Raw genomic sequence first — 19975 nt, forward strand, 5'->3', positions numbered from 1 at the left:
GCCCGTCCGGTCCTTCTGCCCCGTCTTCCGTCTTCCGTCAGTAGACCAGCGCCTGCGTCTCGTCCCCCAGCGCCTCCTGCACGAAGACCTGCGCGCCCGCGATCCGCACGCCCTCGATGACGTCCTTCTCGGTGATGTCGCGGCGGGCCGCGCACTGGGTGCACAGGGTCAGCCGGCCGCCCGCCAGGACCGAGTCCAGCAGGTCGGGCAGCGGCGCCGCGTGCGGCAGCTCGAACTCGGCCGCGCGGCCCGGCAGCGCGAACCAGGCGGACTCGCCGGTCAGCCACACGGAGACGTCGACCCCGCTGGCCACGGCCACCGCCGCCACCGTGAACGCCTGCGAGCACCGCTCGGGGGCATCGGCCCCCGCGGTCACCTTGATCACGAGCTTCTTCGCCATGGCCGCATCGTACGGCGCACGGGACGGCCCACCTCACAAAGAGGCGCCGCCCCGGGCCGCGTAAGCTGGGCCCCGGCCCTGTGCGCACGCACCGCACCCCGCTTTACCGAGGAGCACCCCGTGGAGATCTTCTTCGAAGCCCTGCTGGTTCTGGTCTGCGTCGGCGTCCTCGCCTTCGCGGGGCTGACCGTGAAGAAGCTGTACCAGGGCCAGCGCTGATCCCCCACGCCAGGAAGTTCTGCTCATGATCGAGATCCCGTCCGACCTCCACAAGGACCTCGTCCCGCTCGCCTTCCTGCTCGGCGACTGGGCCGGCGCGGGCGTGCACGACTTCCCCGGCGCCGAGAAGTGCAACTTCGGCCAGGAGGTCTCCTTCACCCACGACGGCCGTGACTTCCTGGAGTACCAGTCCCACACGTGGGTCCTGGACCAGGACGGCGAGAAGGTGCGTCCGCTGGAGTCCGAGCACGGCTTCTGGCGCATCGACGCGAACCGCAAGGTCGAGGTGACGATGACCCGCGACGACGGCGTCATCGAGATCTGGTACGGCGAGATGGCCGCCCAGAAGCCGCAGATCGACCTGGTCACGGACGCGGTGGCCCGCACGGCGGCCTCGCGGCCCTACACCGGCGGCAAGCGGCTGTACGGCTACGTCAAGAGCGACCTGATGTGGGTGGGCGAGAAGCAGACCCCCGAGGTCGAGCTGCGTCCGTACATGTCGGCGCACCTGAAGAAGGTCGTCACGCCGGAGGACGTGGAGCGCTGGGCCAAGGCCCTGCCCGACGACATGCCCGACGACGGGATCGCCTTCTTCAAGTAGGCCCCGGCGCGAGAGGTCCTAGACTCGTGGTGTGGTGAGCACCGACTGGAAGAGCGACCTCAGGCAGCGCGGCTACCGGCTGACCCCGCAGCGGCAGCTGGTGCTCGAAGCCGTGGACACCCTGGAACACGCGACCCCCGACGACATCCTCGGCGAAGTGAGGAAGACGGCGTCGGGGGTCAACATTTCCACCGTCTACCGCACGCTGGAGCTGCTGGAGGAGCTGGGCCTGGTCAGCCATGCCCACCTCGGGCACGGGGCGCCCACCTACCACCTCGCCGACCGGCACCACCACATCCACCTGGTCTGCCGGGACTGCACCAACGTGATCGAGGCCGACCTCTCGGTGGCCGCCGAGTTCACCGACAAGCTGCGCGAGCAGTTCGGGTTCGACACCGACATGAAGCACTTCGCGATCTTCGGCCGGTGCCGGGACTGTTCCCTGAACGGTTCAACTACCGAGTCGTAGGCTAGGCGTATGAAGAGCCCCTTGCTGTCCCTGCCCGGCGCCGTCCCCGCCGAGGGCGTGGACGAAGGCGTCGCCGCCCACTACGGCGACCTGTTCCGCGAGCAGCGTGCCCTCGCCGACGGCACCGGCTTCGTCGACCTCTCCCACCGCGGAGTCGTCACGGTCACCGGCGACGACCGGCTGAGCTGGCTGCACCTGCTGCTCACCCAGCACGTCAGCGACCTTCCGGCCGGCACGGCCACCGAGGCGCTGATCCTCTCCGCGAACGGACACATCGAGCACGCCCTGTACCTCGTCGACGACGGCACGACCACCTGGGCCCACGTCGAGCCCGGCAGCCAGGAGGCGCTGATCGCCTACTTGGAGTCGATGAAGTTCTTCTACCGGGTCGAGGTCGCCGACCGCACCGCCGACACCGCCCTCGTCCACCTGCCCGCCGGTTCGATCACCGAGGTCCCCGAGGACGCCGTCGTCCGCGAGACGCCGTACGGCCGTGATCTCTTCCTGCCGCGCGAGCGGCTGGAGGCGTTCGCCGACCGGGCCGGTCCGCCCGCCGGGATCCTCGCCCACGAGGCGCTGCGCGTCGAGCAGCACCGCCCCCGCCTCGGCTTCGAGACCGACCACCGCACCATCCCGCACGAACTGGGCTGGATCGGCACCGCGGTCCACCTCCAGAAGGGCTGCTACCGGGGGCAGGAGACCGTCGCCCGGGTGCAGAACCTCGGCAAGCCGCCGCGCCGCCTGGTCTTCCTGCACCTGGACGGCAGCGAGGTCCACCTGCCGGGCCCCGGCGCGGAGATCCGCCTCGCCGACGACGGCCCCGACGGCCGGAAGGTCGGCTTCGTCACCACGTCCGTGCGCCACCACGAGCTGGGCCCGGTGGCCCTCGCCCTGGTGAAGCGCAACGTCCCGGTGGACGCCCGGCTGATGGCGGAGGCCACGGCGGCGGCCCAGGAGACGGTCGTCGAGCCGTAGGGACCGGGGTCTAGACCTCGACGAGGACGGTGAACGGGCCGTCGTTCGTCAGGGACACCCGCATCTGGGCGCCGAAACGTCCCGTCGCCACCGTCGCGCCCAGCGCGCGCAGCCGCGCCACGACCTCCTCGACGAGCGGTTCGGCGACGTCGCCGGGCGCGGCGGCGTTCCAGGTGGGGCGGCGGCCCTTGCGGGCGTCGCCGTAAAGGGTGAACTGGCTGATCACCAGGAGCGGAGCGTCGACGTCGCTGCACGACTTCTCGTCGTGCAGCACCCGCAGCGACCAGAGCTTGCGGGCCAGCCGCGCCGCCTTCTCCTCGGTGTCGTCGTGGGTGACGCCGACCAGGACGCACAGGCCCTCCCCGTCGACCGAGCCCACCGTCTCGCCGTCCACGACGACGCTCGCGCCGTCCACCCTCTGTACCACCGCACGCATCCCCTCATGATGCCGTGCGCCCCCAGGGTGTCGGCACACGGGCCCGTACGGGGTTTCTTTTCGCTCCCTAACCCCCCATCTGGGGCCGATCGTGGGCACTCGGTCACATAGCGGCCACTTGGGGTGGCACGATGCTCTCCAGACGCCGGTCGAGGGGACGGTAGAGGCGCATGAGCACACCGAGTACGGGGCAGCCGCTTGGGACTGTCGCGATCACATATCCGGGCGGCCTGGAGGCGCCCCGGCCGCCCGTGCAGCGCACGGACAGCCCGGAGCTGCCCGCGGACGCCTTCCCGGGCTCTCCGGGCTCCCCGGGGTCTCCGGTTTCTCCGCCTTCTCCGGGCGCGGGGCACACCAGGGCGCACGACCTGACCGTGCTGAGCCTGCCGGAGCTGCGCACGCTGCGCCGGGACGCCCAGCGGGAGGAGGCCGACCTGAGCTACGTACGCCGGCTGTTGCAGGGGCGGATCGACATCCTGCGCGCGGAGCTGGCGCGGCGCGGGCCGGCGTCCGTGGTGACCACCGCGGCGAAGGGGTCCGTGGTCGAGCGGCTGTCGGAGATCCTGGCCGACGCTCCGGCCCGGCAGCGTTCCTCCGCCCGCCACGTGACACTGGCGACGCCGCGAACCGAGGAGTGCCGGCAGCTGGCCGCGGAGATGCTCGGCGAGGTGGAGCTGTCCGACCTGACGGCCCGCACCGACGTCGAGCTGACCACCGGGATGGGGCGGCTCGTGCGGTACGAGCAGCAGGTGTCCCGGCGCAGGCAGCGGCTCCAGCGCACGGCGGACGACTGCAGCGCGGAGATCGCACGCCGGTACCGTGAAGGGGAAGCACAAGTCGACGACCTGCTCGTGTGACGTGGGGGGCGGCTGATCCGGCCGTCCTCCAGGAGGCCCGGTGACCCCCGGGCCGTCGCCGCGCGGTGGGTCACCCCGTCCGGAAGGCCCACCGCCGATGCCCGAGCCCCAGCCGTCGCAGCCGCCCCAGCCCGCCCCCACGTCCGCCCTCTCGACGGTCGTACCGCCCGTCCTCGCCGAGGTCGTCCGGTCCGGCTTCGTCGAGGGGCGGCACCGCGGCAGCCTGGTCGTCCTGGGCGCCGACGGGGCCGTCCAGCTGGCGCTCGGGAAGGTGACCGCGCCGGTCTTCCCGCGCTCCGCCAACAAGCCGATGCAGGCGGCCGGCGTCCTGCGGGCCGGCCTCGACCTGGAGGGCGAGCGGCTGGCGATGGCCGCCGCGAGCCACTCCGGAGAACCGTTCCACCGCGACCTGGTCCGCCAGATGCTGGACGAGTACGGCCTCGACCCGGCCCTGCTCCAGTGCCCGCCCGACCTGCCGCTGGACGCCGAGGAGCGGGACACGTACCTGGCGTCCGGCGCGGAGCCCGACCGGGTCACCATGAACTGCTCCGGCAAGCACACCGCGATGCTGGCCGTCTGCGCCCAGCGGGGCTGGCCCCAGGAGACCTACCTGGACCCCGGGCACCCGCTCCAGCGGATCATCCACAAGGTCGTGGAGGACGCGGCGGGCGAGCCGGTCGCCGCCGTCGGCACGGACGGGTGCGGGGCGCCGCTGATGGCGATCAGCCTGGTGGGGCTGGCCCGCGCCTTCCGCTCCTTCGTCGGCGCCGAGCCCGGCACCCCGGAGCGCCGGGTCGCCGACGCGATGCGCGCCCACCCCGAGTACGTCGCCGGCACCCGCCGCGCGGACACCTGGCTGATGCGTGAGGTGCCGGGCACGCTCTCCAAGATGGGCGCCGAGGCCGTGCAGGCGGTGGCCCTGCCGGACGGCCGCGCCCTGGCCTTCAAGGTCGAGGACGGCGCGACCCGGGCGCTCGGTCCGGTGCTGGCCCGCGCGCTGACCCTGCTGGGCGTCGAGAGCCCGGTGGTCGAGCGCATCGGCCGCACGCCGCTGCTGGGCGGCGGCCGCGAGGTGGGGGAGATCCGGGCGGCCTTCTGAGGGGCGACGCGGCGGGCGAGGTGACCGGGAGGAACGTTCCTCTCCGGTGAGTCGGCGCGCGGACGGCGCGCCGCCGGGGCGTGCGCTCCGGCGCGGCGCCGGGAAGCGCGCGCCCTCTCGCCGGTGCCCGGCGGAGGGAGCCGTGCCCCCCCGTCACCGCTGCCCGGCAAATCCGCGCGACGCGGGCGAGGGCGCCGACCTACCGTGAGCGCATGACCCGCCGCACCGACATCGACGTACGTCCCATCACCGAGGCCGAGTTCGCCGACTGGCAACGGGCCCTGAACACCGGGTTCCTGATGCCGCCCGCCGTCGCCGCGGAGCAGTTGGAGGCCCGTCGCCACCTCTTCGTGCCGGGCCGGTCGATCGGCGCCTTCGACGGCGAGCGCTGCGTGGCGACCTTCCGGTCCTTCGACCAGGAGCTCACCGCCGTCGGAGGCGCCCTCGTCCAGGCCGACGCCGTCTCCAACGTCACCGTCTCCCCGACCCACCGCCGCCGCGGCCTGCTCACCCGCATGATGGCGCGGGACCTGGCCGCGGCGAGGGAGCGCGGGGACGTCGTCGCCACCCTGATCGCGGCCGAGTACCCGATCTACGGCCGCTACGGCTTCGGGCCCGCGACCACCATGACCGAGTGGACGGTCGACGTGCCGCGCGCCGGTCTCGACCCGCGCCGGGCGGTCCCCGGGGACGGCGGCCGGATCGACCTCGTGGACGGCGAGGACGTCCGCAAGCTGGGCCCCGAGCTGCACGAGCGGCTGCGCCGGGCCCAGCCGGGCGCGGTCAGCCGGGCCGACCTGTGGTGGCAGACCCGGACCGGCGTGCTGAGCACGGACGGCTCCCCGTGGACCGAGCCCTTCTACGCCGTGTACCGCTCGGCGGACGGCGGGGTCGAGGGCATGGTCGCGTACAAGGCCGACGACCGCTGGGGCGACGCCAAGCAGCCGCTGAACACGGTGACCGTCCAGTGGCTGCTGGCGGTGACGCCGGCCGCCGAGCGCGCCCTGTGGAGCTACCTGTTCTCGATCGACTGGGTCACGACGGTGAAGAGCGGCTGGCGGGCCCCCGACGACCTGCTCCCGCACCTCCTGCCGGACCCGCGCGCGGCCAGGATCACCACGCAGGCCGACTGGCTGTGGGTGCGGATCCTGGACGTCGTACGGGCGCTGGAGGCGCGGACGTACGAGGGGCGGGGGTCGCTGGTGCTGGAGGTCGTGGACCGATGGGGGTCCCCCCGCTCGAGCGGACCTGAGAGCGGGGGAGGGACGAGCGGCGGGCGGTGGCGGCTGGAGGCCGGGCCGGACGGGGCGTCCTGCACGGCGACCACCGAGAGCGCCCACCTGGTGCTCGACGTGGGGGAGCTGGCGGCGCTGTGGCTGGGCGACGAGTCGGCCGTGCGGCTGGCCGCGCTCGGCCGGGTCCGGGAAGAACGAGCGGGCGCCGCCCGTGTGGCCGACGCCCTGCTGCGTACGTCCAGGCGGCCTTGGTGCCCGGACATGTTCTGAGCCGGCTCCCTTCTGCCGGTGACGGTGGGTGCGCGCATCCGTAGCGCGTGCTCTTCGGTTGTGGTGCCGCTGTTCGGTTGTGGTTGTGGTTGTGGTTGTCGTGCGGTGGTGCTGACTGACCGTCCGGGCCCCTGGCTCCCCTCCGGAGAAGGGCCCGGACAGCAGTACGTCTCTTCAGCCGGACTGGGCGAGCAGCATCACGAGGATCACCGCGCCCACACCGCCGATCATGGTGTTCTTCGCCTTGATGCCGATGGACAGCGCGACGAACGCGATGATGCCCATCGGCCCGTACTTCCACTGCACGAGCTGCTCGAACCCGATGGCCAGAGCGGCGACGACGATGGCGATGAGCGGCATGGTGGACCCCCTGACACCGTGGTGGCCAACCCCCGAGAGGCTCGACCACGTTGCTCAAGTTGGCTGCCAACTTCACTGTACTTATTGCCACTTGGGTGCGTCTCATAACCACCTTTCCTCGAACTGCCCAAAGATGGCGGGAAGTTGTAGTGTTTGGCCGTGGAGCCGGAACATGCCCCCGTCAATGGGCGGAAGAGACCGCAGCGGCCACAGAGAACGCATCGCGAGGTGGCCGACGAACTGCGCGCCCGGATCAGGTCCGGTCGGCTGCAGCCGGGCCAGCGCATGCCCACGCAGGCCCAGTTGGCCGACGAGTTCGGCGTGGAGCGCGGCGCCGTCCGCCAGGCCCTGCGCATCCTCCGGTCGGAGCGGCTGCTCACCAACGTGTCCAAAGGGAGCCCCGCGACCGTCGCACCCGACCCGGGCGGCCCGCTGACCGGGCCCTTGGCACCGCCGATGCCCACCACGGCCGCCCTCGCGCCCAGGATCGCCGAGGCCTTCGCCGCACCCCACGTCGAGATCGACGCCCTGTGCCTGACCGCGGTCTCCCTCACCCTCGCCCTCGGCGAACCGCTGCGCGAGATCCACGCGGGGCGACTGAAACCGGCCAAGATCGACGTCCGGGTGCTGCTCCCGGGCCGCGACATCGACCTTGCCTTCCCGGTGGCGGTGGGGGGCCGGGGGGACGGGGGAGCGGTGCACGAGCGGTGGCTGGCCATGCGCAACGCCCAGGGCCGGGTGCTCCGGCACAACCTGCTGGGCCTGCGGGCCACGCACGGCATCGACGTGCGGGTCTCCTTCCGCGCGCTGCCCTTCACGCCGCCCGTGAAGCTGTACCTGCTCAACGGCACGGAGGCCCTCTTCGCGTACTACACCCTCAGCCGGCGTGAGCAGGAGATCGACCACGAACCGATGGAGATGTACGACGCGGAGGGCATCCGTTCGACGCTGTTCGCGTTCGGGCAGGCCGGGGGCCTGCGGGACGGGGTGTTCGTGAAGCAGTCGCGGCTGTGGTTCGACGCGCTGTGGGAGACGATCAGCTCCGAGCTGCTGCTCACCGCGTGATCATCCCCGGGTCACAGCGCGGGGCCCGCGACCAGCAGGGCCAGCACCACCGCTCCGGTGGAGCTGACCGACGGGCTCTTGGCCTTGATGCCGATGGTGAGCAGGAGCAGGCCGACGATGCCGGAGGTGCCGTACTTCCACTGGACGATCTGCTCGAAGGTGACGACGAGGAGCGCGGAGACGAGTGCGAGGACGGGCATGGGCTTTCCCCCTTCGGAAGCTCGGGGCGGCGAGACCTCCGCCAACTGAGCCGAGTTGGCAACCAACTCTGCCTAGGTTGTCCCCACTTGGCTGCTACCTATAAACAAGTTTCAAACAACTCCCGATAGGTAGGTCGAAGTTGTAGCGTTTGGTCGTGACTCAGGAGAACGTGTCCGTGAACGGCGGCAGAAGGCTCTCGTCCCAGGAGATCGCCGAGATCCTGCGGGAGCGGATCCGCGGGGGAGACCTCAAGGCGGGCGACCGCCTGCCCACCCAGGCCGAGCTGGCCGACGAGTTCCACGTGGAGCGCGGCACCGTACGCCAGGCCCTGCGGGCACTCCAGGAGGACGGCCTGCTGACCAACGTCAGCAAGGGCAGCCCGCCCCGCATCGCCGAGCCCGCCACGTCCCGGGGCGAGCCGCAGCCGACGATGGTGGCGCTCGGGCCGCGGCTGTCGGAGGCGTTCTCCGCGCCGCACGTGAAGGTCGACGTCGTGTGCCACACCTCCGAGACGCTGATGCTCGCCCTCAGCGAGCCGCTCCGCCTCATCCACGAGGGCCGCATCCGGCCCGAGTCCATCGACTTCCGCGTCCTGATGCCGTCCCGCGACATCGTGCTGGCCTTCCCCGTCCTGGTCGAGCACGAGGACGACGACCCGGTCCACCAGCGCTGGCTCCAGATGCGCAACGCCCAGGCCCGCGTCCTCCAGCACAACCTGCACGCCGTGCGCTCCACCCATCGCGTCGACGTGCGCGTCGCCTTCCGCGCGCTGCCCTTCACCCCGCCGATGAAGCTCTACCTGCTCAACGGCGAGGAGGCGCTGCTCGGCTACTACATGCTGACCCGCCGCGAGGAGGAGTACGAGAGCCGGACGCTGGAGATGTACGACGCCCTGGGCTCCCAGTCGCTGCTGTTCTCCTACCTGAAGCGGGCGGGGCACCGGGACGCGATGTTCGTGGCGGAATCACAGAAGTGGTTCGACGCCCTCTGGGAAACCATCACCTCGGACATGACACTCTCCTAGTGACTTCTGATGCGACGCGGACCGGGCCGGAGCCGGCCACGGACAACCTCGGGCGGCTGGTGAGCGGCGCCCGCTTCGTGCTGTGGGACTTCGACGGGCCGATCTGCCGCCTGTTCGCGGGGCACCGGGCGGAACAGGTGGCGGCCGGCCTGGTCGACTGGCTGGAGCACCGCGGACCGCGCGGGCTGCTGACGGCCGGGGAACGGGAGTCCCCGGACCCGCACGCGGTGCTGCGCGCGGTCGACCGCCGGTACCCCCGCGGCCTGGTCGGGGAACTGGAGGAACGCCTCACCCAGGAGGAACTGCGGGCGACCGCCTCCGCCCTGCCGACCGCCTACGCCGATCCGCTGATCCGGACCTGGAGGGCGGTGGGCGTACGGCTGGCCGTCGCCACCAACAACTCCCCGCGCGTGGTGCGCGCCTATCTCTCCGGGCGGGGCCTGCTGCCGAGCTTCGCCCCGCACATCTACGGCCGCACCGAGGAGCTGCGGCTGCTCAAACCCGATCCCCACACGCTGGTCCGGGCCCTCGACGCCCTGGGGGCCGCGCCCTCCGCCTCGCTGTTCATCGGCGACTCCCCGTCCGACTGCGAAGCGGCCCGGCGGGCCAACGTGCCCTTCCTCGGCTACGGGCGCGACGAGCGCAAGGCGAGACTCCTGGCCGATGCCGGCGCCGACACCGTCGTCGGCTCCTTCGCGCCGCTGCTGGACCTGCTGCACCACCGGGCCCGGTAGGGCCCCGCCCCGACACCTGGGGCGCCCGGTCCGTCCGAGGGACCGGGAGCGCTACTCTCCGGCCATGCACCGTCTGCACCACCGGGCGCGCACAGCGCTCGTGCAACAGCTCGTGGAGTCGCGCAGGCTCCGTGGCAGGGGCGAGGTGGTGCGCGGACACCACAACATCAACTACGTACGGCGCTCGGGCCTGGTGCTGGCGCTGCTGCTGGGCGCCGTACCGTTCACGCGGTTCAAGTACCGCGTCCCGCTGCCGGCCGTGGAGGTGGTGCCGCGCATCTGGCCGAGGGAGGCGGAGGTGCTCGGCGTCGTCTGCCGGTACCTCCGGGAGGTGCCGCCCTGCCTCGCCGACCTGGGGGAGGGCTCCGTCCACCGGTACCGGCCCGGCCGGACGCTCGGCGACAGCGGCGGGACGGCGGCCGTGGACGAGGAACTCATGGGCTCCTTCGCGTCGTTCTTCGTCCGCACCGCCCGGGTGCCCGTGGCGGAACTGCCCGCCCGCCCCGACGGCTGGCCGCGGGACGGCGACAGCCAGGGCTTCCTGGACTGGCTGGTCCGCTTCACGCAGGAGCGGGTGCACCTGCCGAACCGGGACCGCTTCGGCGCTCTCTTCGACGCCGCCGGCGTCCCCGAGGACGCGATGGCGCGGTTCGCCGCCAGTCACCGCTGCCGGTCCTCCCGCCCTTTCCGGCTCCTGCACACGGACGTGCACCGGGCCAACGTCGTCGTGCGGGGCCGGCGGCTCGCGGTCATCGACTGGGAGCTGGCGATACTCGGCGATCCACTGCACGACCTCGCCACCCACCTGGTGCGCATGGGGTACGGCAAGGAGGAGCAGGAGCGGATGACGGAGCTGTGGGCCGGGGCCATGACGGAGGCGGGGCTGACCGAGCTGACCGCGGGCCTGCACGAGGACCTTCCCGTCTTCATCGCCTTCGAGCACGCGCAGTCGGTCTTCCCCGACGTCATGCGGGCGGCCCTCGACCTGCCCGAGGGCGCGGGCACGGGCCACTTCCACGCCGCCGCCGACCGGATCGAGCGGGCGGCACGGCGGGCCCGTGAGCCGCTGCGGCTGGTCGACGTGCCGGGCCGGGACCGGATCGTGGAAGCCCTGCGGGAGTGGCACGGCACGCGGGGATGAGGCGCCCGCCGTCCTCTTCCTGTCCGCCGCCGCAGCGGTCATCATTGGCTGGCTCGCTCCAACCGGTGCGCCAGTGGGGGGACTTGGTGTCTGAGGGCAGGTCGTCGCTGGGCGGCAGAATGGCGGCGCGATGGAGTCGTGCCGAGACGACGGTGACCAAGGGGCTGCTGCTGGCCGTCTTCTGCGTCGGCCTGGTGGCGCAGTTCGTCAAGCCGGTCGGTGACGCACTGCAGGGCAAGACCTACATCGGCGGGGCGCTGCTCAGCATCGTGGGCTACGTGCTCTACGCCGAGGTGCTGCGGCTGAACACGGCGCACGACGCCCAGCGGGAGGGGACGCGGCACCTGCACGAGACCGTCCGGCAGCTGAGCGCGGAGGTCGGGGAGCTGACCGCGCGGCTGCGTCCGCAGTCGGGCGAGGACGTCACGGCGGACCGGCTGATGGAGGAGTGCGCGCAGACGCTGAGGCGGGGCGGTGAGGTCGAGCTGTGGGGCATGTGCTTCACCGGGGAGACCTTCGTCGAACCGCTGAGGAGAGTGCTGGAGGAACTGCCGCCCGACCCGTCGAGGTCCGTGGCGGTCCGCATCCTGGTCCCCGACTTCACCCGCCCCATCGAGGTTCCCGGCCTGGTCCGGGACGCGGACGGCAGGCTGGCGGACGCTCCGGGTTTCCGCCGCCACCTGGTCGAGAAGATCGCCGGGTACGAGCGCGGGCTGCGGACGATGCGCGCCAGGATGGCCCGCAAGGACCAGGGCACGCTGTCCGTCGAGTTCCGCACGGTGCACATGTCGCCCTTCCTCAAGCTGTACGTCGTCGGAGACGAGGTCGTGTTCGAGGGGATCTACGACAAACTCGACGTGAGGCCGGACGAGTACCGGACACCGGGCCCCGGGCCGTCGGGCCCGGACCTCGACGGTGACCAGCTGCTCGACCTCATCGGACACGGTTCGCTGCTGACCCGCTGGAGCCGGTACGACAGTGACCTGGGACGCGAGGTCGTCGCCCGCAGGCGCGCGTTCTTCGGCACGCTCTGGGACGTGGCGGGCCCCCTGGAGCCGTCGGCCGCACGCGGCGGGAGGAGTGCGTAGGCTCGCCCCATGACTGAGCCGACCGAGCCCGGCCTGCGCGAACGCAAGAGGCAGCGGATGTTCCAGGCGCTGTCGGACGTGGCGATCGGGCTCTTCGTGGAGAAGGGGTTCGACGCGGTGTCCGTCGCGGAGGTGGCCGCCGCGGCCGAGGTGTCCAAGCCGACGCTGTTCCGGTACTTCCCGGCGAAGGAGGACCTCGTCCTGCACCGCATCGCCGACCACGAGGGCGAGGCGGCCCGGGTCGCGGGGCGGGGGCCGGCCCCGCTCGACGCGCTGCGGCGGCACTTCCTGGCGGGGCTGGAGCGGTTCGACCCGGTGACCGGGCTCAGCGACGATCCCGGCGTGCTCGCCTTCCACCGGCTGCTCTACGGCACCCCCGCCCTGGTCGCCCGGCTGCACACGCACCTGGAGCGCTCGGAGGCCGCGCTCGCGGAGGCCCTCGGCGGCGACCTGGAGGCCAGGCTGGCGGCCGGCCAGATCATCGCCGTACAGCGGGTGCTCGCGAGGGAGAACTGGCGGCGGATCGCGGCCGGGGAGCGGGCGGCGGACGTGCGGCGGGATGCCGTGGCGGCGGCCGAGCGGGCCTTCGGGACGCTGGCGTCGGGACTGCCGCGATTCGCTGGTGGCCGGGTGGCCGGGGAGCCGGGTAGTCGGGGAGCCCGGTAGCCAGGTGGCCGGTACATGAGGATAACTGAGTAAGAAATTTAACTAGGTAACGCTATTCCGGTACGCTCGCTGGAATGACCTCACCCGAGCCCGCACTCCGGCACGCCCTCGCCCAGGAACGCGCCCACCACGAGCACTGCCGCGCCGCCCTCGCCGCCATGGTCGACGGCGCCCGGGACCAGGTCGTCACCGGTGAGGACGTCTCCGCCTCCGGTGCCGACGCCGAAGTCCTCGGACACCGGCTGCGCAGCCGGGCCGAGGCGCTGCGGGAACTGCCCGAGGGGCCCCTGTTCTTCGGGCGGCTGGACTTCGCCGGCCCGGGCGGTGGTGGTGACACCGGCCCGGGCGGGGGTGATGAGGCGGCTGCGGGGGCCGAGGGCGACCACGCCGGGCAGACCTACCACCTGGGCCGGCTGCGGATCACCGAGGACCCCGCCGCCCCGCCCCTCGTCGTCGACTGGCGCGCCCCGGTCTCCCGCGCCTTCTACCAGGCATCCGCCGCCGACCCGCGCGGTGTCGCCGTCCGCCGCCGCTTCGGGTGGGCGCCCGGCGGTCGCGGGGACTCCGCGGACCTCACGGGACTGGAGGACGAGCACCTGGACCGGGGCGAGTCCCGGGCGAGCGACATCGTGGCCCGGGAGATCGAACGGCCCCGCGTCGGCCCGATGCGCGACATCGCCGCCACCATCCAGCCCGAGCAGGACGACCTCGTGCGCGCCGACCTCACCGCCACGCTCTGCGTCCAGGGCGCCCCGGGCACGGGCAAGACCGCCGTCGGACTCCACCGGGCGGCCTACCTGCTCTACACCCACCCCCAGCGCGTCCAGCGGGGCGGCATGCTGATCCTCGGCCCCAACCCGACCTTCCTCTCCTACATCGCCGAGGTGCTGCCCGCCCTCGGCGAGACGGGCGTACGGCAGTCCACGCTCGCGCGGGAGCTGGCCCGGCACCCGGTCACCGGGGCCGACGGCGAGCGGGCCGCCCGCGTCAAGCACGACGCCCGGATGGCCGAGGTGCTGCGCCGCGCCCTGTACGCGCGGGTGACCGCCGACGCCGCCGGCGACCTCGCCGTGCCGGACGGCTCGTACCGCTGGCGGGTCCCGGCCGGTGAACTGGCCCGGATCGTGGCGGACGTACGGGACGAGGAACCGCCGTACACCGTGGGCCGGGAGCGGGTGCGGGCCCGGATCGTGCGGCACGTGCGGGACCGGGCCGAGCGGCGCGGCGGGCCGCGGACCACCACGTGGGCGCGCCGGATCGAACGCGCCCGGCCGGTCACCGCGTACGTCGAGGCCGTGTGGCCCCGGGTGCGCCCCGAGGAGGTCCTCGCCCGGCTCCTCGGCGACCCCGGCGAACTGGCGCGGGCCGCCGACGGGCTGCTGGACGCCGACGAGCGGGCGGCGGTGCGGTGGGCCCGGCCGCCGCGCTCGTGGCGGTCGGCCCGCTGGTCCGCGGCCGACCTGGTCCTCCTGGACGAGGTCGCGGGGCTGCTCGAACACCCCGCGGGCCACGGGCACATCGTCGTCGACGAGGCCCAGGACCTCTCCCCGATGGAGTGCCGGGCCATCGGCCGCCGGGCCGCCTTCGGCTCGCTCACCGTCCTCGGCGACCTGGCCCAGGGGACCACCCCGTGGGCCGCGCGGTCCTGGCGGACGGTCCTGGCCCACCTGGGCCGGCCGGACGCGGCCGTGGTGCCGCTCACCACCGGGTTCCGGGTGCCCGAGGCGGTCGTCGGCCTCGCCAACCGCCTGCTGGCGCGGCTCGACGTGGACGTGCCGGCGGCCACCTCCCTGCGCCGGGACGGGGAACTGACGATGCGTCCGGTGGCGCCCGGCCGGGTGGTGGACACGGTCGTCGAGACCGTACGGGCCGCCCTCGGCGGGGAGGGCTCCGTCGCCGTGGTCGCCGCCGAACCGGACGTGCCCCGGCTGCGGGAGGCCCTCGGCGCGGCCGGGATCGGGGCGGTGGGCGCCGAGGCCCTGGGAGCGGCGGTGGCCGTGGTGCCGGCGGGGGCCGTCAAGGGCCTGGAGTACGACCACGTCGTCGCCGTCGAACCTGCGGCGATCGTGGACGCGGAGGGGCCCGGGGGACGGGGGCTGCACCGGCTCTACGTGGTGCTCACCCGCGCGGTGTCCCGGCTGGACGTGGTGCACGGACGGCCCCTGCCGTTCTGAGGCCGGCCGACCGCCCGCCCGGTCGCCGGCCCTTCCCGCCCTGGCACGCTCCCCCTCCCGGAGGGCTCCCCGTCACCGGCCGGCGATGACCTCCACGACGCGGGTGTACCCGTCCGCGCCGTGTCCGCGGGCGATGACACGGCGGGCCTGGCCCTCGATCACCCGCATCAGGCTCGCGTCGATGCCGTGCGCCTCGGAGGCGTGGACGACGTGGGCCATGGTCGAGGCGGCCGACGTGATCGGGTTCAGCTCGCCGGAGTACGTGGCCGCGTCGGTGTCGGCCGCGAACTCGGTGAACAGCGGCGGCAGGATCGCGGCGATGCCCTGGGCGAACGGGGCGAGTTCCGCGCCGGTGACGCCTTCCGCGCGGGCCACCGCGAGGGCGTGCGTGTAGCCCGCCATCGCCGTCCAGAAGATGTCGAGCAGGGCGATGTCGTAGGCGGCGGCCCGCCCGGGGTCCTCGCCGAGGTGGGTGTGGGTGCCGCCGAGCGCCGCGAGTGCGGGCCGGTGCTCCTCGTACAGCTCCTCGGGGCCGCTGTGCAGGAACACCGCGTCGTCCGTGCCGATGGTGGGGGCCGGGGTCATGATCGCGCCGTCCAGGTAGCGGACGCCGTGCCGGTCGGCCCACTCGGCCGTGTCCCGGGCCCGCGCGGGGGTGTCGGCGCTCAGGTTCACGACCGTACGGCCCTTGAGGGCGGCGGTGACGGCGTCCTGGCGCAGTACGGCGTCCGAGGCGTCGTAGTTCACCACGCAGACGACGGTCAGCGGGGAGGCGGCGACGGCCTCCTCGGCCGACGACGCCGAGACCGCGCCCCGCGCGACGAGGTCGCCGTCCCGGCCCGGGGTGCGGTTCCAGACGGTGGTGCGCAGCCCGGCGGCCAGGAACGCGGAGGCCAGCGCCCGGCCCATCGGACCGAGCCCGAGAACGGTGACGGCGGTGGCGGCGGGCTGGTGGTCGGTGTGCACGGACATGCTCGAACTCCCGTAACGTGAAGAATGGTTGTGAGGCAACTGCTGAGGAAGGGGGCACGGCATGGCGCACCGACGCCAGGACCCGGACGTCTGTGGGGTGACCGCCGCGATCGCCGTGATCGAGGGCAAGTGGAAGACCACGCTGCTGTGGCTGCTGGAGTCCGGCCCGCACCGGCCGGCCGAACTGCGCCGACGGGTGCCCGGCCTCACCGAGAAGGTGCTGACCCAGGCGCTGCGCGAGATGGAGGAGGACGGTCTGGTGGACCGGCGGGTGTACGACGTGCTTCCCCTGAAGACCGAGTACTCCCTGACCGCCTTCGGCCGCGACCTCGCCGAGGCCCTCTCCCCCCTCTCCGACTGGGGCCACCGGCGGCTGGACAGGCTGGCGGGACCGGAGGCCGCCACCCGCGCGGTCTCGTGAGTCCCACCTGCTCCCTGCTCCCTCAGCTTCGGCCCGCCCGGGCGCGCTGCCAAGTACGCACAAAAAAGTGGGTAGGTGCGGGGCGGCGGGGAAGGCCCAGGAGTCCCGGGAGGCACACTATTGCAAGCATGTGCTTGCAATAGTTAGCAGGGTGGTGCATCGTGGAGGCATGGCCTCGCTCAACGTCGGCAATCTCGGTGAGTACCTGCGCGAGCAGCGGCGCAACGCGCAGCTGTCGTTGCGGCAGCTCGCCGACGCCGCGGGCGTGTCCAACCCGTACCTGAGCCAGATCGAGCGCGGGCTGCGCAAGCCGAGCGCGGAGGTGCTCCAGCAGGTCGCCAAGGCGCTGCGGATCTCCGCCGAGACGCTCTACGTGCGCGCCGGCATCCTCGACGCCGAGCGGGACCGGGACGACGTGGAGACGCGTGCGGTCCTCCTGGCCGACCCCTCGCTGAACGAGCGGCAGAAGCAGGTGCTGCTCCAGATCTACGAGTCGTTCCGCAAGGAGAACGGGTTCGGGACCGACCCGGCCGACGACCGGGCGGCGGCGGCCCAGGACGGACAGGCGGACGGATTGCTGGACGAACCGGCGGACGGATCGCTGGACGGACCGGTGGGCAGACCGGCGCACGGCCTCCCCGACGGCGGTGACTCCATATCCGGCCACCGCCCCCGTACGACCGGCGGCAGCGACGCCGGCCCGCAGCAGACGGCCGGGTAGCGGGAGCGAGTAGCCGGCCGGGCGCGGGACCACCACACAAACCCTCAGCAGAACGCGATTTCCGGAGGACCATCACCATGGCCATCACCGACGACCTGCGCAAGACCCTCAGCGACCCGACGCCGCTCTACTTCGCCGCGGGCACCGCCGACCTGGCGTTCCAGCAGGCCAGGAAGGTGCCGGTGCTGGTGGAGCAGCTGCGCGCCGAGGCACCGGCCCGGATCGAGGCCGTGCGCAACACCGACCCGAAGGCCGTCCAGGAAAAGGCGACGGCTCGCGTCAAGGAGACGCAGGGCACCCTCCAGGCCAAGGCCAACGAGCTCTTCGGCAACCTCGACGCCGACTTCAAGAAGCTCGGCGAGACCGCCCAGGACCTCGCGCTGCGCTCGGTCGGCGTCGCCGCCGAGTACGCCGTCAAGGCCCGCGAGACCTACGAGAAGGTCGCCGAGCGCGGCGAGCACGCCGTGCGCACCTGGCGCGGCCAGGCCGCCGACAGCATCGAGGACGTCGCCGAGGAGGTGGAGGAGCTGGCCATCGCCGTCGAGCCCGCCAAGCCCGCCAAGGCCGAGCAGGTCGAGGTCACGGAGGAGAAGTCCGCCGCGGCCAGGAAGGCCCCGGCGCCGCGCAAGGCTCCGGCCAAGAAGAGCACCACCGGCACGGCGAAGAAGACGACGCCGCCCGCCAAGTAGGGGCGCGTGACACGGACCGTGGGGACCGGGCCGGGCACCTCTGGGGTGCCCGGCCCGTTCTCCGGGTACGGTGACCGCGTAAGGACGACCCGAGTCTGGTGGTGGACGTTGTGCTGATGCAGGGGTTCGCAGGCTTCATGTGGCTGCTGAGCATCGCCCTGATCCTTTTCAGCGGCTTCGCTTTGATCGACGCCGCCACGCGCCGCGAGGACGCCTACCGAGCGGCCGACAAGAAGACCAAGCCGTTCTGGCTGATCATCCTCGGGCTCGCCTTCGTGGTGAACCTGATCTTCAACATCCTGTCGTTCCTGCCGATCATCGGCCTCATCGCGACGATCGTGTACATGGTCGACGTACGGCCCGCGCTGCGCGGCCTGCCGGGCGGCGGGCGCAATGCCCGCCGCGGCTCCAGCAGCGACGGCCCCTACGGTCCGTACAACGGCGGACGCTGACGCGACGCCGGCCCGGCGCGCGCCCGAGTCGCGCAGCCTGGGCCGGGCAGCCCGGGCCGGGCTGCGGCTCAGGCCGTCCGGTCCAGCAGGACCACCGCTACGTCATCGGCCAGCTCGCCGCCGTTGAGTTCGCGGACCTCGTTGACGGCCGCCCTCAGCAACTGCTCGCCCCGCAGGCCCTCGGCGAGCTGGCGGCGGACCATCTCCACCATGCCGTCCTGGCCGAGCCGCTCCCGGCCCTCGCCGATGTGGCCCTCGATCAGGCCGTCGGTGTAGAGCATCAGGCTCCACTCGGCGCCCAGCTCCACCTGCATGCGCGGCCAGCGGGCGCCCGGCAGCAGTCCGAGCGCCGGGCCGTTGTTGTCGTAGGGCAGCAGCCGCGCGGGCGTGCCCGGGCCGGAGATCAGGGGCGACGGGTGCCCGGCCAGGCACAGGCCGGCCCGGCGGCCGTCCGGGGAGATGTCCACGGCGCACAGGGTCGCGAAGATCTCGTCGTGGGCGCGTTCGTGCTCCAGCACCTGCTGGAGCGTGCCCAGCAGCTGGTCGCCGCACAGCCCCGCCAGGGTCAGCGCGCGCCAGGCGATCCGCAGCTCCACGCCGAGCGCCGCCTCGTCCGGGCCGTGCCCGCAGACGTCGCCGATCATGGCGTGCACGGTGCCGTCCGGGGTGCGGACGACGTCGTAGAAGTCACCGCCGAGCAGGGCGCGGGAACGACCCGGGCGGTAGCGGGCGGCGAAGCGCAGCGAGGAGCCCTCCAGGAGCGGGGTCGGCAGCAGACCGCGCTCCAGGCGGCGGTTCTCCTGCGCCCGCAGCCGGCCCTCGGCCAGGCGCCGCTCCGCCGAGTCGGAGCGCTTGCGCTCGACGGCGTAGCGGATCGCCCGGCTCAGCAGCCGGCCGTCCAGCTCGTCGCGGAACAGGTAGTCCTGGGCGCCGACCGCCACGGCCTCCGCGCCGCGCTCGGCGTCGCTGGAGGACGTGAGCGCCAGCACGGCGTGCCGGGGTGCCAGCTCCAGTACGTGCCGCAGCACCGCCAGCTCGTCGTCCCCCTCGCGGGGGGCGTCGCCGTCGGGGCCCGGGCGGACCGGGGCCGGGGCGGGGGCCGACAGGGCGAGGTCCAGCAGGATGCAGTGGACGTCGTCGGTCAGCAGCCGTCCGGCCTCGGTGAGGTTGCGGGCGGTGCGGACACGGATCGGCTTGCCGGCCTGGTCGAGCAGGTCGGGCACGATCGGCGAGCCGCCGGGGTCGTCCTCGATCAGCAGCACCGTCAGGTTGGTGGGGAAGGTGCTCTCGCGCCGGTCCCTGGTCCGGTCCGTGGTCTCCTCGCGCTTCTCCGTGGTGGTCTCTCGCTGACTGGTGGGGCTGATGGGGCTGATGGGGTTCTGGGCCGGGGGCGTCCCGGGCGCGGCCTGCTTCCTTGAGGTGCCGCTGTCCGGGGACGCGGCGGGCGCCTGACCGCACTCCACGGCCGGGATCGCCCTGGGCCGCGGTACGGGTACGGGCATCGTCGTTGCTTCCTTCCCTCCCCCCGAGGGCATGGCGGGGCGAGGGACCTCGACCCACCGACGGGGACCATAGCGGGTGACGGCGCCACTTCGGAATGGTCCAGAACACGCCGGACGGCCATCGGCCACTGTCATATGCCGCGTTATGTACCGCAGTTGGACACGTCGACCGGGCGCGCGGGATGACGAACGTCACGCGGGGCG

At 73.1% G+C, this 19975-nt stretch carries 23 protein-coding genes; 17 read left to right on the top strand and 6 right to left on the bottom strand.

The window, feature by feature from the left end; translation table 11 throughout:
- Positions 1-37 precede the first annotated feature (37 nt).
- Positions 38-400 carry a DsrE family protein gene (locus ACFIF2_RS31640; RefSeq protein WP_395576703.1) on the bottom strand — a complete coding sequence of 121 codons (363 nt, stop codon included), beginning with the start codon at positions 398-400 and terminating at the stop codon, positions 38-40.
- A gap of 244 nt (positions 401-644) precedes the next feature.
- On the opposite strand from ACFIF2_RS31640, the gene ACFIF2_RS31645 reads away from it, so the two are divergent.
- Genes ACFIF2_RS31645 through ACFIF2_RS31655 form a run of 3 tightly spaced genes read left to right on the top strand, consistent with a single transcriptional unit; the run spans position 645 to position 2664 of the window.
- The gene (locus tag ACFIF2_RS31645) at positions 645-1220 is read left to right on the top strand and encodes an FABP family protein (RefSeq protein WP_395576704.1); all 576 of its coding nucleotides are present in this window, start codon (positions 645-647) and stop codon (positions 1218-1220) included.
- Between the two features lie 31 nt (positions 1221-1251).
- On the top strand, positions 1252-1689 hold the full coding sequence (locus ACFIF2_RS31650; protein WP_395576705.1) for a Fur family transcriptional regulator: 438 nt from the start codon (positions 1252-1254) through the stop codon (positions 1687-1689).
- Positions 1690-1698: 9 nt separating this feature from the next.
- Positions 1699-2664, top strand: coding sequence for a YgfZ/GcvT domain-containing protein (locus ACFIF2_RS31655; protein ID WP_395576706.1), 966 nt, complete (start codon positions 1699-1701; stop codon positions 2662-2664).
- A gap of 10 nt (positions 2665-2674) precedes the next feature.
- On the opposite strand, the gene dtd is transcribed toward ACFIF2_RS31655, so the two are convergent.
- Entirely contained in the window at positions 2675-3100 is a 426-nt protein-coding gene (dtd, locus tag ACFIF2_RS31660) for a D-aminoacyl-tRNA deacylase (protein WP_395576707.1), read from the bottom strand.
- A 170-nt stretch (positions 3101-3270) separates the two neighbouring features.
- On the opposite strand from dtd, the gene ACFIF2_RS31665 reads away from it, so the two are divergent.
- The 3 genes from ACFIF2_RS31665 (at position 3271) to ACFIF2_RS31675 (ending at position 6561) form a co-directional block, all read left to right on the top strand.
- On the top strand, positions 3271-3957 hold the full coding sequence (locus tag ACFIF2_RS31665) for an aerial mycelium formation protein (protein ID WP_395576708.1): 687 nt from the start codon (positions 3271-3273) through the stop codon (positions 3955-3957).
- 97 nt (positions 3958-4054) lie between these two features.
- Complete coding sequence (locus tag ACFIF2_RS31670; RefSeq protein WP_395576709.1) at positions 4055-5056, top strand: asparaginase; 1002 nt, start codon at positions 4055-4057, stop codon at positions 5054-5056.
- Positions 5057-5268: 212 nt separating this feature from the next.
- Positions 5269-6561, top strand: coding sequence for a GNAT family N-acetyltransferase (locus ACFIF2_RS31675; RefSeq protein ID WP_395576710.1), 1293 nt, complete (start codon positions 5269-5271; stop codon positions 6559-6561).
- A gap of 174 nt (positions 6562-6735) precedes the next feature.
- Here ACFIF2_RS31675 and ACFIF2_RS31680 read toward each other — a convergent pair whose 3' ends face one another.
- The gene (locus ACFIF2_RS31680) at positions 6736-6921 is read right to left on the bottom strand and encodes a hypothetical protein (protein WP_003974784.1); all 186 of its coding nucleotides are present in this window, start codon (positions 6919-6921) and stop codon (positions 6736-6738) included.
- A gap of 153 nt (positions 6922-7074) precedes the next feature.
- On the opposite strand from ACFIF2_RS31680, the gene ACFIF2_RS31685 reads away from it, so the two are divergent.
- Complete coding sequence (locus ACFIF2_RS31685) at positions 7075-7986, top strand: FadR/GntR family transcriptional regulator (RefSeq protein WP_395576711.1); 912 nt, start codon at positions 7075-7077, stop codon at positions 7984-7986.
- Positions 7987-7997: 11 nt separating this feature from the next.
- Here ACFIF2_RS31685 and ACFIF2_RS31690 read toward each other — a convergent pair whose 3' ends face one another.
- Positions 7998-8186: a hypothetical protein gene (locus ACFIF2_RS31690; protein WP_395576712.1), complete on the bottom strand. Its 189-nt coding sequence runs from the start codon at positions 8184-8186 to the stop codon at positions 7998-8000.
- Between the two features lie 149 nt (positions 8187-8335).
- On the opposite strand from ACFIF2_RS31690, the gene ACFIF2_RS31695 reads away from it, so the two are divergent.
- The 6 genes from ACFIF2_RS31695 to ACFIF2_RS31720 all read left to right on the top strand — a co-directional run bounded on the left by ACFIF2_RS31695 (position 8336) and on the right by ACFIF2_RS31720 (position 15014).
- Positions 8336-9211 (top strand): winged helix-turn-helix domain-containing protein, encoded by an 876-nt coding sequence (locus ACFIF2_RS31695; RefSeq protein ID WP_395576713.1) that lies wholly within the window; start codon positions 8336-8338, stop codon positions 9209-9211.
- On the top strand, positions 9211-9945 hold the full coding sequence (locus ACFIF2_RS31700; RefSeq protein ID WP_395576714.1) for an HAD family hydrolase: 735 nt from the start codon (positions 9211-9213) through the stop codon (positions 9943-9945). The genes ACFIF2_RS31695 and ACFIF2_RS31700 overlap by 1 nt, the downstream gene beginning before the upstream one ends.
- Positions 9946-10009: 64 nt before the next feature.
- Entirely contained in the window at positions 10010-11086 is a 1077-nt protein-coding gene (locus ACFIF2_RS31705; RefSeq protein ID WP_395576715.1) for a phosphotransferase family protein, read from the top strand.
- 86 nt (positions 11087-11172) lie between these two features.
- Positions 11173-12174, top strand: a complete 1002-nt coding sequence (locus ACFIF2_RS31710; protein WP_395576716.1) for an ATP/GTP-binding protein — start codon at positions 11173-11175, stop codon at positions 12172-12174.
- A gap of 9 nt (positions 12175-12183) precedes the next feature.
- Positions 12184-12840: a TetR family transcriptional regulator gene (locus tag ACFIF2_RS31715; protein ID WP_395576717.1), complete on the top strand. Its 657-nt coding sequence runs from the start codon at positions 12184-12186 to the stop codon at positions 12838-12840.
- Positions 12841-12914: 74 nt separating this feature from the next.
- Positions 12915-15014 (top strand): HelD family protein, encoded by a 2100-nt coding sequence (locus ACFIF2_RS31720; protein WP_395576718.1) that lies wholly within the window; start codon positions 12915-12917, stop codon positions 15012-15014.
- A 72-nt stretch (positions 15015-15086) separates the two neighbouring features.
- On the opposite strand, the gene ACFIF2_RS31725 is transcribed toward ACFIF2_RS31720, so the two are convergent.
- Positions 15087-15986: an NAD(P)-dependent oxidoreductase gene (locus ACFIF2_RS31725; protein ID WP_395576719.1), complete on the bottom strand. Its 900-nt coding sequence runs from the start codon at positions 15984-15986 to the stop codon at positions 15087-15089.
- A 61-nt stretch (positions 15987-16047) separates the two neighbouring features.
- Between ACFIF2_RS31725 and ACFIF2_RS31730 the strand changes: the two genes are divergently transcribed.
- The 4 genes from ACFIF2_RS31730 to ACFIF2_RS31745 all read left to right on the top strand — a co-directional run bounded on the left by ACFIF2_RS31730 (position 16048) and on the right by ACFIF2_RS31745 (position 18269).
- Positions 16048-16407, top strand: coding sequence for a winged helix-turn-helix transcriptional regulator (locus ACFIF2_RS31730; protein ID WP_395576720.1), 360 nt, complete (start codon positions 16048-16050; stop codon positions 16405-16407).
- Positions 16408-16576: 169 nt separating this feature from the next.
- Positions 16577-17128, top strand: a complete 552-nt coding sequence (locus tag ACFIF2_RS31735) for a helix-turn-helix domain-containing protein (RefSeq protein WP_395576721.1) — start codon at positions 16577-16579, stop codon at positions 17126-17128.
- Between the two features lie 77 nt (positions 17129-17205).
- Entirely contained in the window at positions 17206-17817 is a 612-nt protein-coding gene (locus ACFIF2_RS31740) for a hypothetical protein (protein ID WP_395576722.1), read from the top strand.
- A gap of 116 nt (positions 17818-17933) precedes the next feature.
- On the top strand, positions 17934-18269 hold the full coding sequence (locus tag ACFIF2_RS31745; protein ID WP_395576750.1) for a DUF2516 family protein: 336 nt from the start codon (positions 17934-17936) through the stop codon (positions 18267-18269).
- A 68-nt stretch (positions 18270-18337) separates the two neighbouring features.
- Here the strand turns inward: ACFIF2_RS31745 and ACFIF2_RS31750 are convergent, their stop codons facing one another.
- Positions 18338-19771: a PP2C family protein-serine/threonine phosphatase gene (locus ACFIF2_RS31750; RefSeq protein ID WP_395576723.1), complete on the bottom strand. Its 1434-nt coding sequence runs from the start codon at positions 19769-19771 to the stop codon at positions 18338-18340.
- Between the last annotated feature and the right edge of the window lie 204 nt (positions 19772-19975).

The organism is Streptomyces sp. BK79, from assembly GCF_044142145.1.
In the GTDB taxonomy this organism is placed as follows: Bacteria; Actinomycetota; Actinomycetes; order Streptomycetales; family Streptomycetaceae; genus Streptomyces.

Bases quoted from the DNA above. Each gene is read 5' to 3' on its own strand.
- ACFIF2_RS31740 (WP_395576722.1), top strand. From the start codon at position 17,206: ATGGCCATCACCGACGACCTGCGCAAGACCCTCAGCGACCCGACGCCG.
- ACFIF2_RS31725 (WP_395576719.1), bottom strand. From the start codon at position 15,986: ATGTCCGTGCACACCGACCACCAGCCCGCCGCCACCGCCGTCACCGTT.
- ACFIF2_RS31720 (WP_395576718.1), top strand. From the start codon at position 12,915: ATGACCTCACCCGAGCCCGCACTCCGGCACGCCCTCGCCCAGGAACGC.
- ACFIF2_RS31645 (WP_395576704.1), top strand. From the start codon at position 645: ATGATCGAGATCCCGTCCGACCTCCACAAGGACCTCGTCCCGCTCGCC.
- ACFIF2_RS31690 (WP_395576712.1), bottom strand. From the start codon at position 8,186: ATGCCCGTCCTCGCACTCGTCTCCGCGCTCCTCGTCGTCACCTTCGAG.
- ACFIF2_RS31745 (WP_395576750.1), top strand. From the start codon at position 17,934: ATGCAGGGGTTCGCAGGCTTCATGTGGCTGCTGAGCATCGCCCTGATC.
- ACFIF2_RS31735 (WP_395576721.1), top strand. From the start codon at position 16,577: ATGGCCTCGCTCAACGTCGGCAATCTCGGTGAGTACCTGCGCGAGCAG.
- ACFIF2_RS31715 (WP_395576717.1), top strand. From the start codon at position 12,184: ATGACTGAGCCGACCGAGCCCGGCCTGCGCGAACGCAAGAGGCAGCGG.
- ACFIF2_RS31665 (WP_395576708.1), top strand. From the start codon at position 3,271: ATGAGCACACCGAGTACGGGGCAGCCGCTTGGGACTGTCGCGATCACA.
- ACFIF2_RS31730 (WP_395576720.1), top strand. From the start codon at position 16,048: ATGGCGCACCGACGCCAGGACCCGGACGTCTGTGGGGTGACCGCCGCG.
- ACFIF2_RS31750 (WP_395576723.1), bottom strand. From the start codon at position 19,771: ATGCCCGTACCCGTACCGCGGCCCAGGGCGATCCCGGCCGTGGAGTGC.
- ACFIF2_RS31670 (WP_395576709.1), top strand. From the start codon at position 4,055: ATGCCCGAGCCCCAGCCGTCGCAGCCGCCCCAGCCCGCCCCCACGTCC.
- ACFIF2_RS31640 (WP_395576703.1), bottom strand. From the start codon at position 400: ATGGCGAAGAAGCTCGTGATCAAGGTGACCGCGGGGGCCGATGCCCCC.
- ACFIF2_RS31655 (WP_395576706.1), top strand. From the start codon at position 1,699: ATGAAGAGCCCCTTGCTGTCCCTGCCCGGCGCCGTCCCCGCCGAGGGC.
- dtd (WP_395576707.1), bottom strand. From the start codon at position 3,100: ATGCGTGCGGTGGTACAGAGGGTGGACGGCGCGAGCGTCGTCGTGGAC.
- ACFIF2_RS31680 (WP_003974784.1), bottom strand. From the start codon at position 6,921: ATGCCGCTCATCGCCATCGTCGTCGCCGCTCTGGCCATCGGGTTCGAG.
- ACFIF2_RS31675 (WP_395576710.1), top strand. From the start codon at position 5,269: ATGACCCGCCGCACCGACATCGACGTACGTCCCATCACCGAGGCCGAG.
- ACFIF2_RS31705 (WP_395576715.1), top strand. From the start codon at position 10,010: ATGCACCGTCTGCACCACCGGGCGCGCACAGCGCTCGTGCAACAGCTC.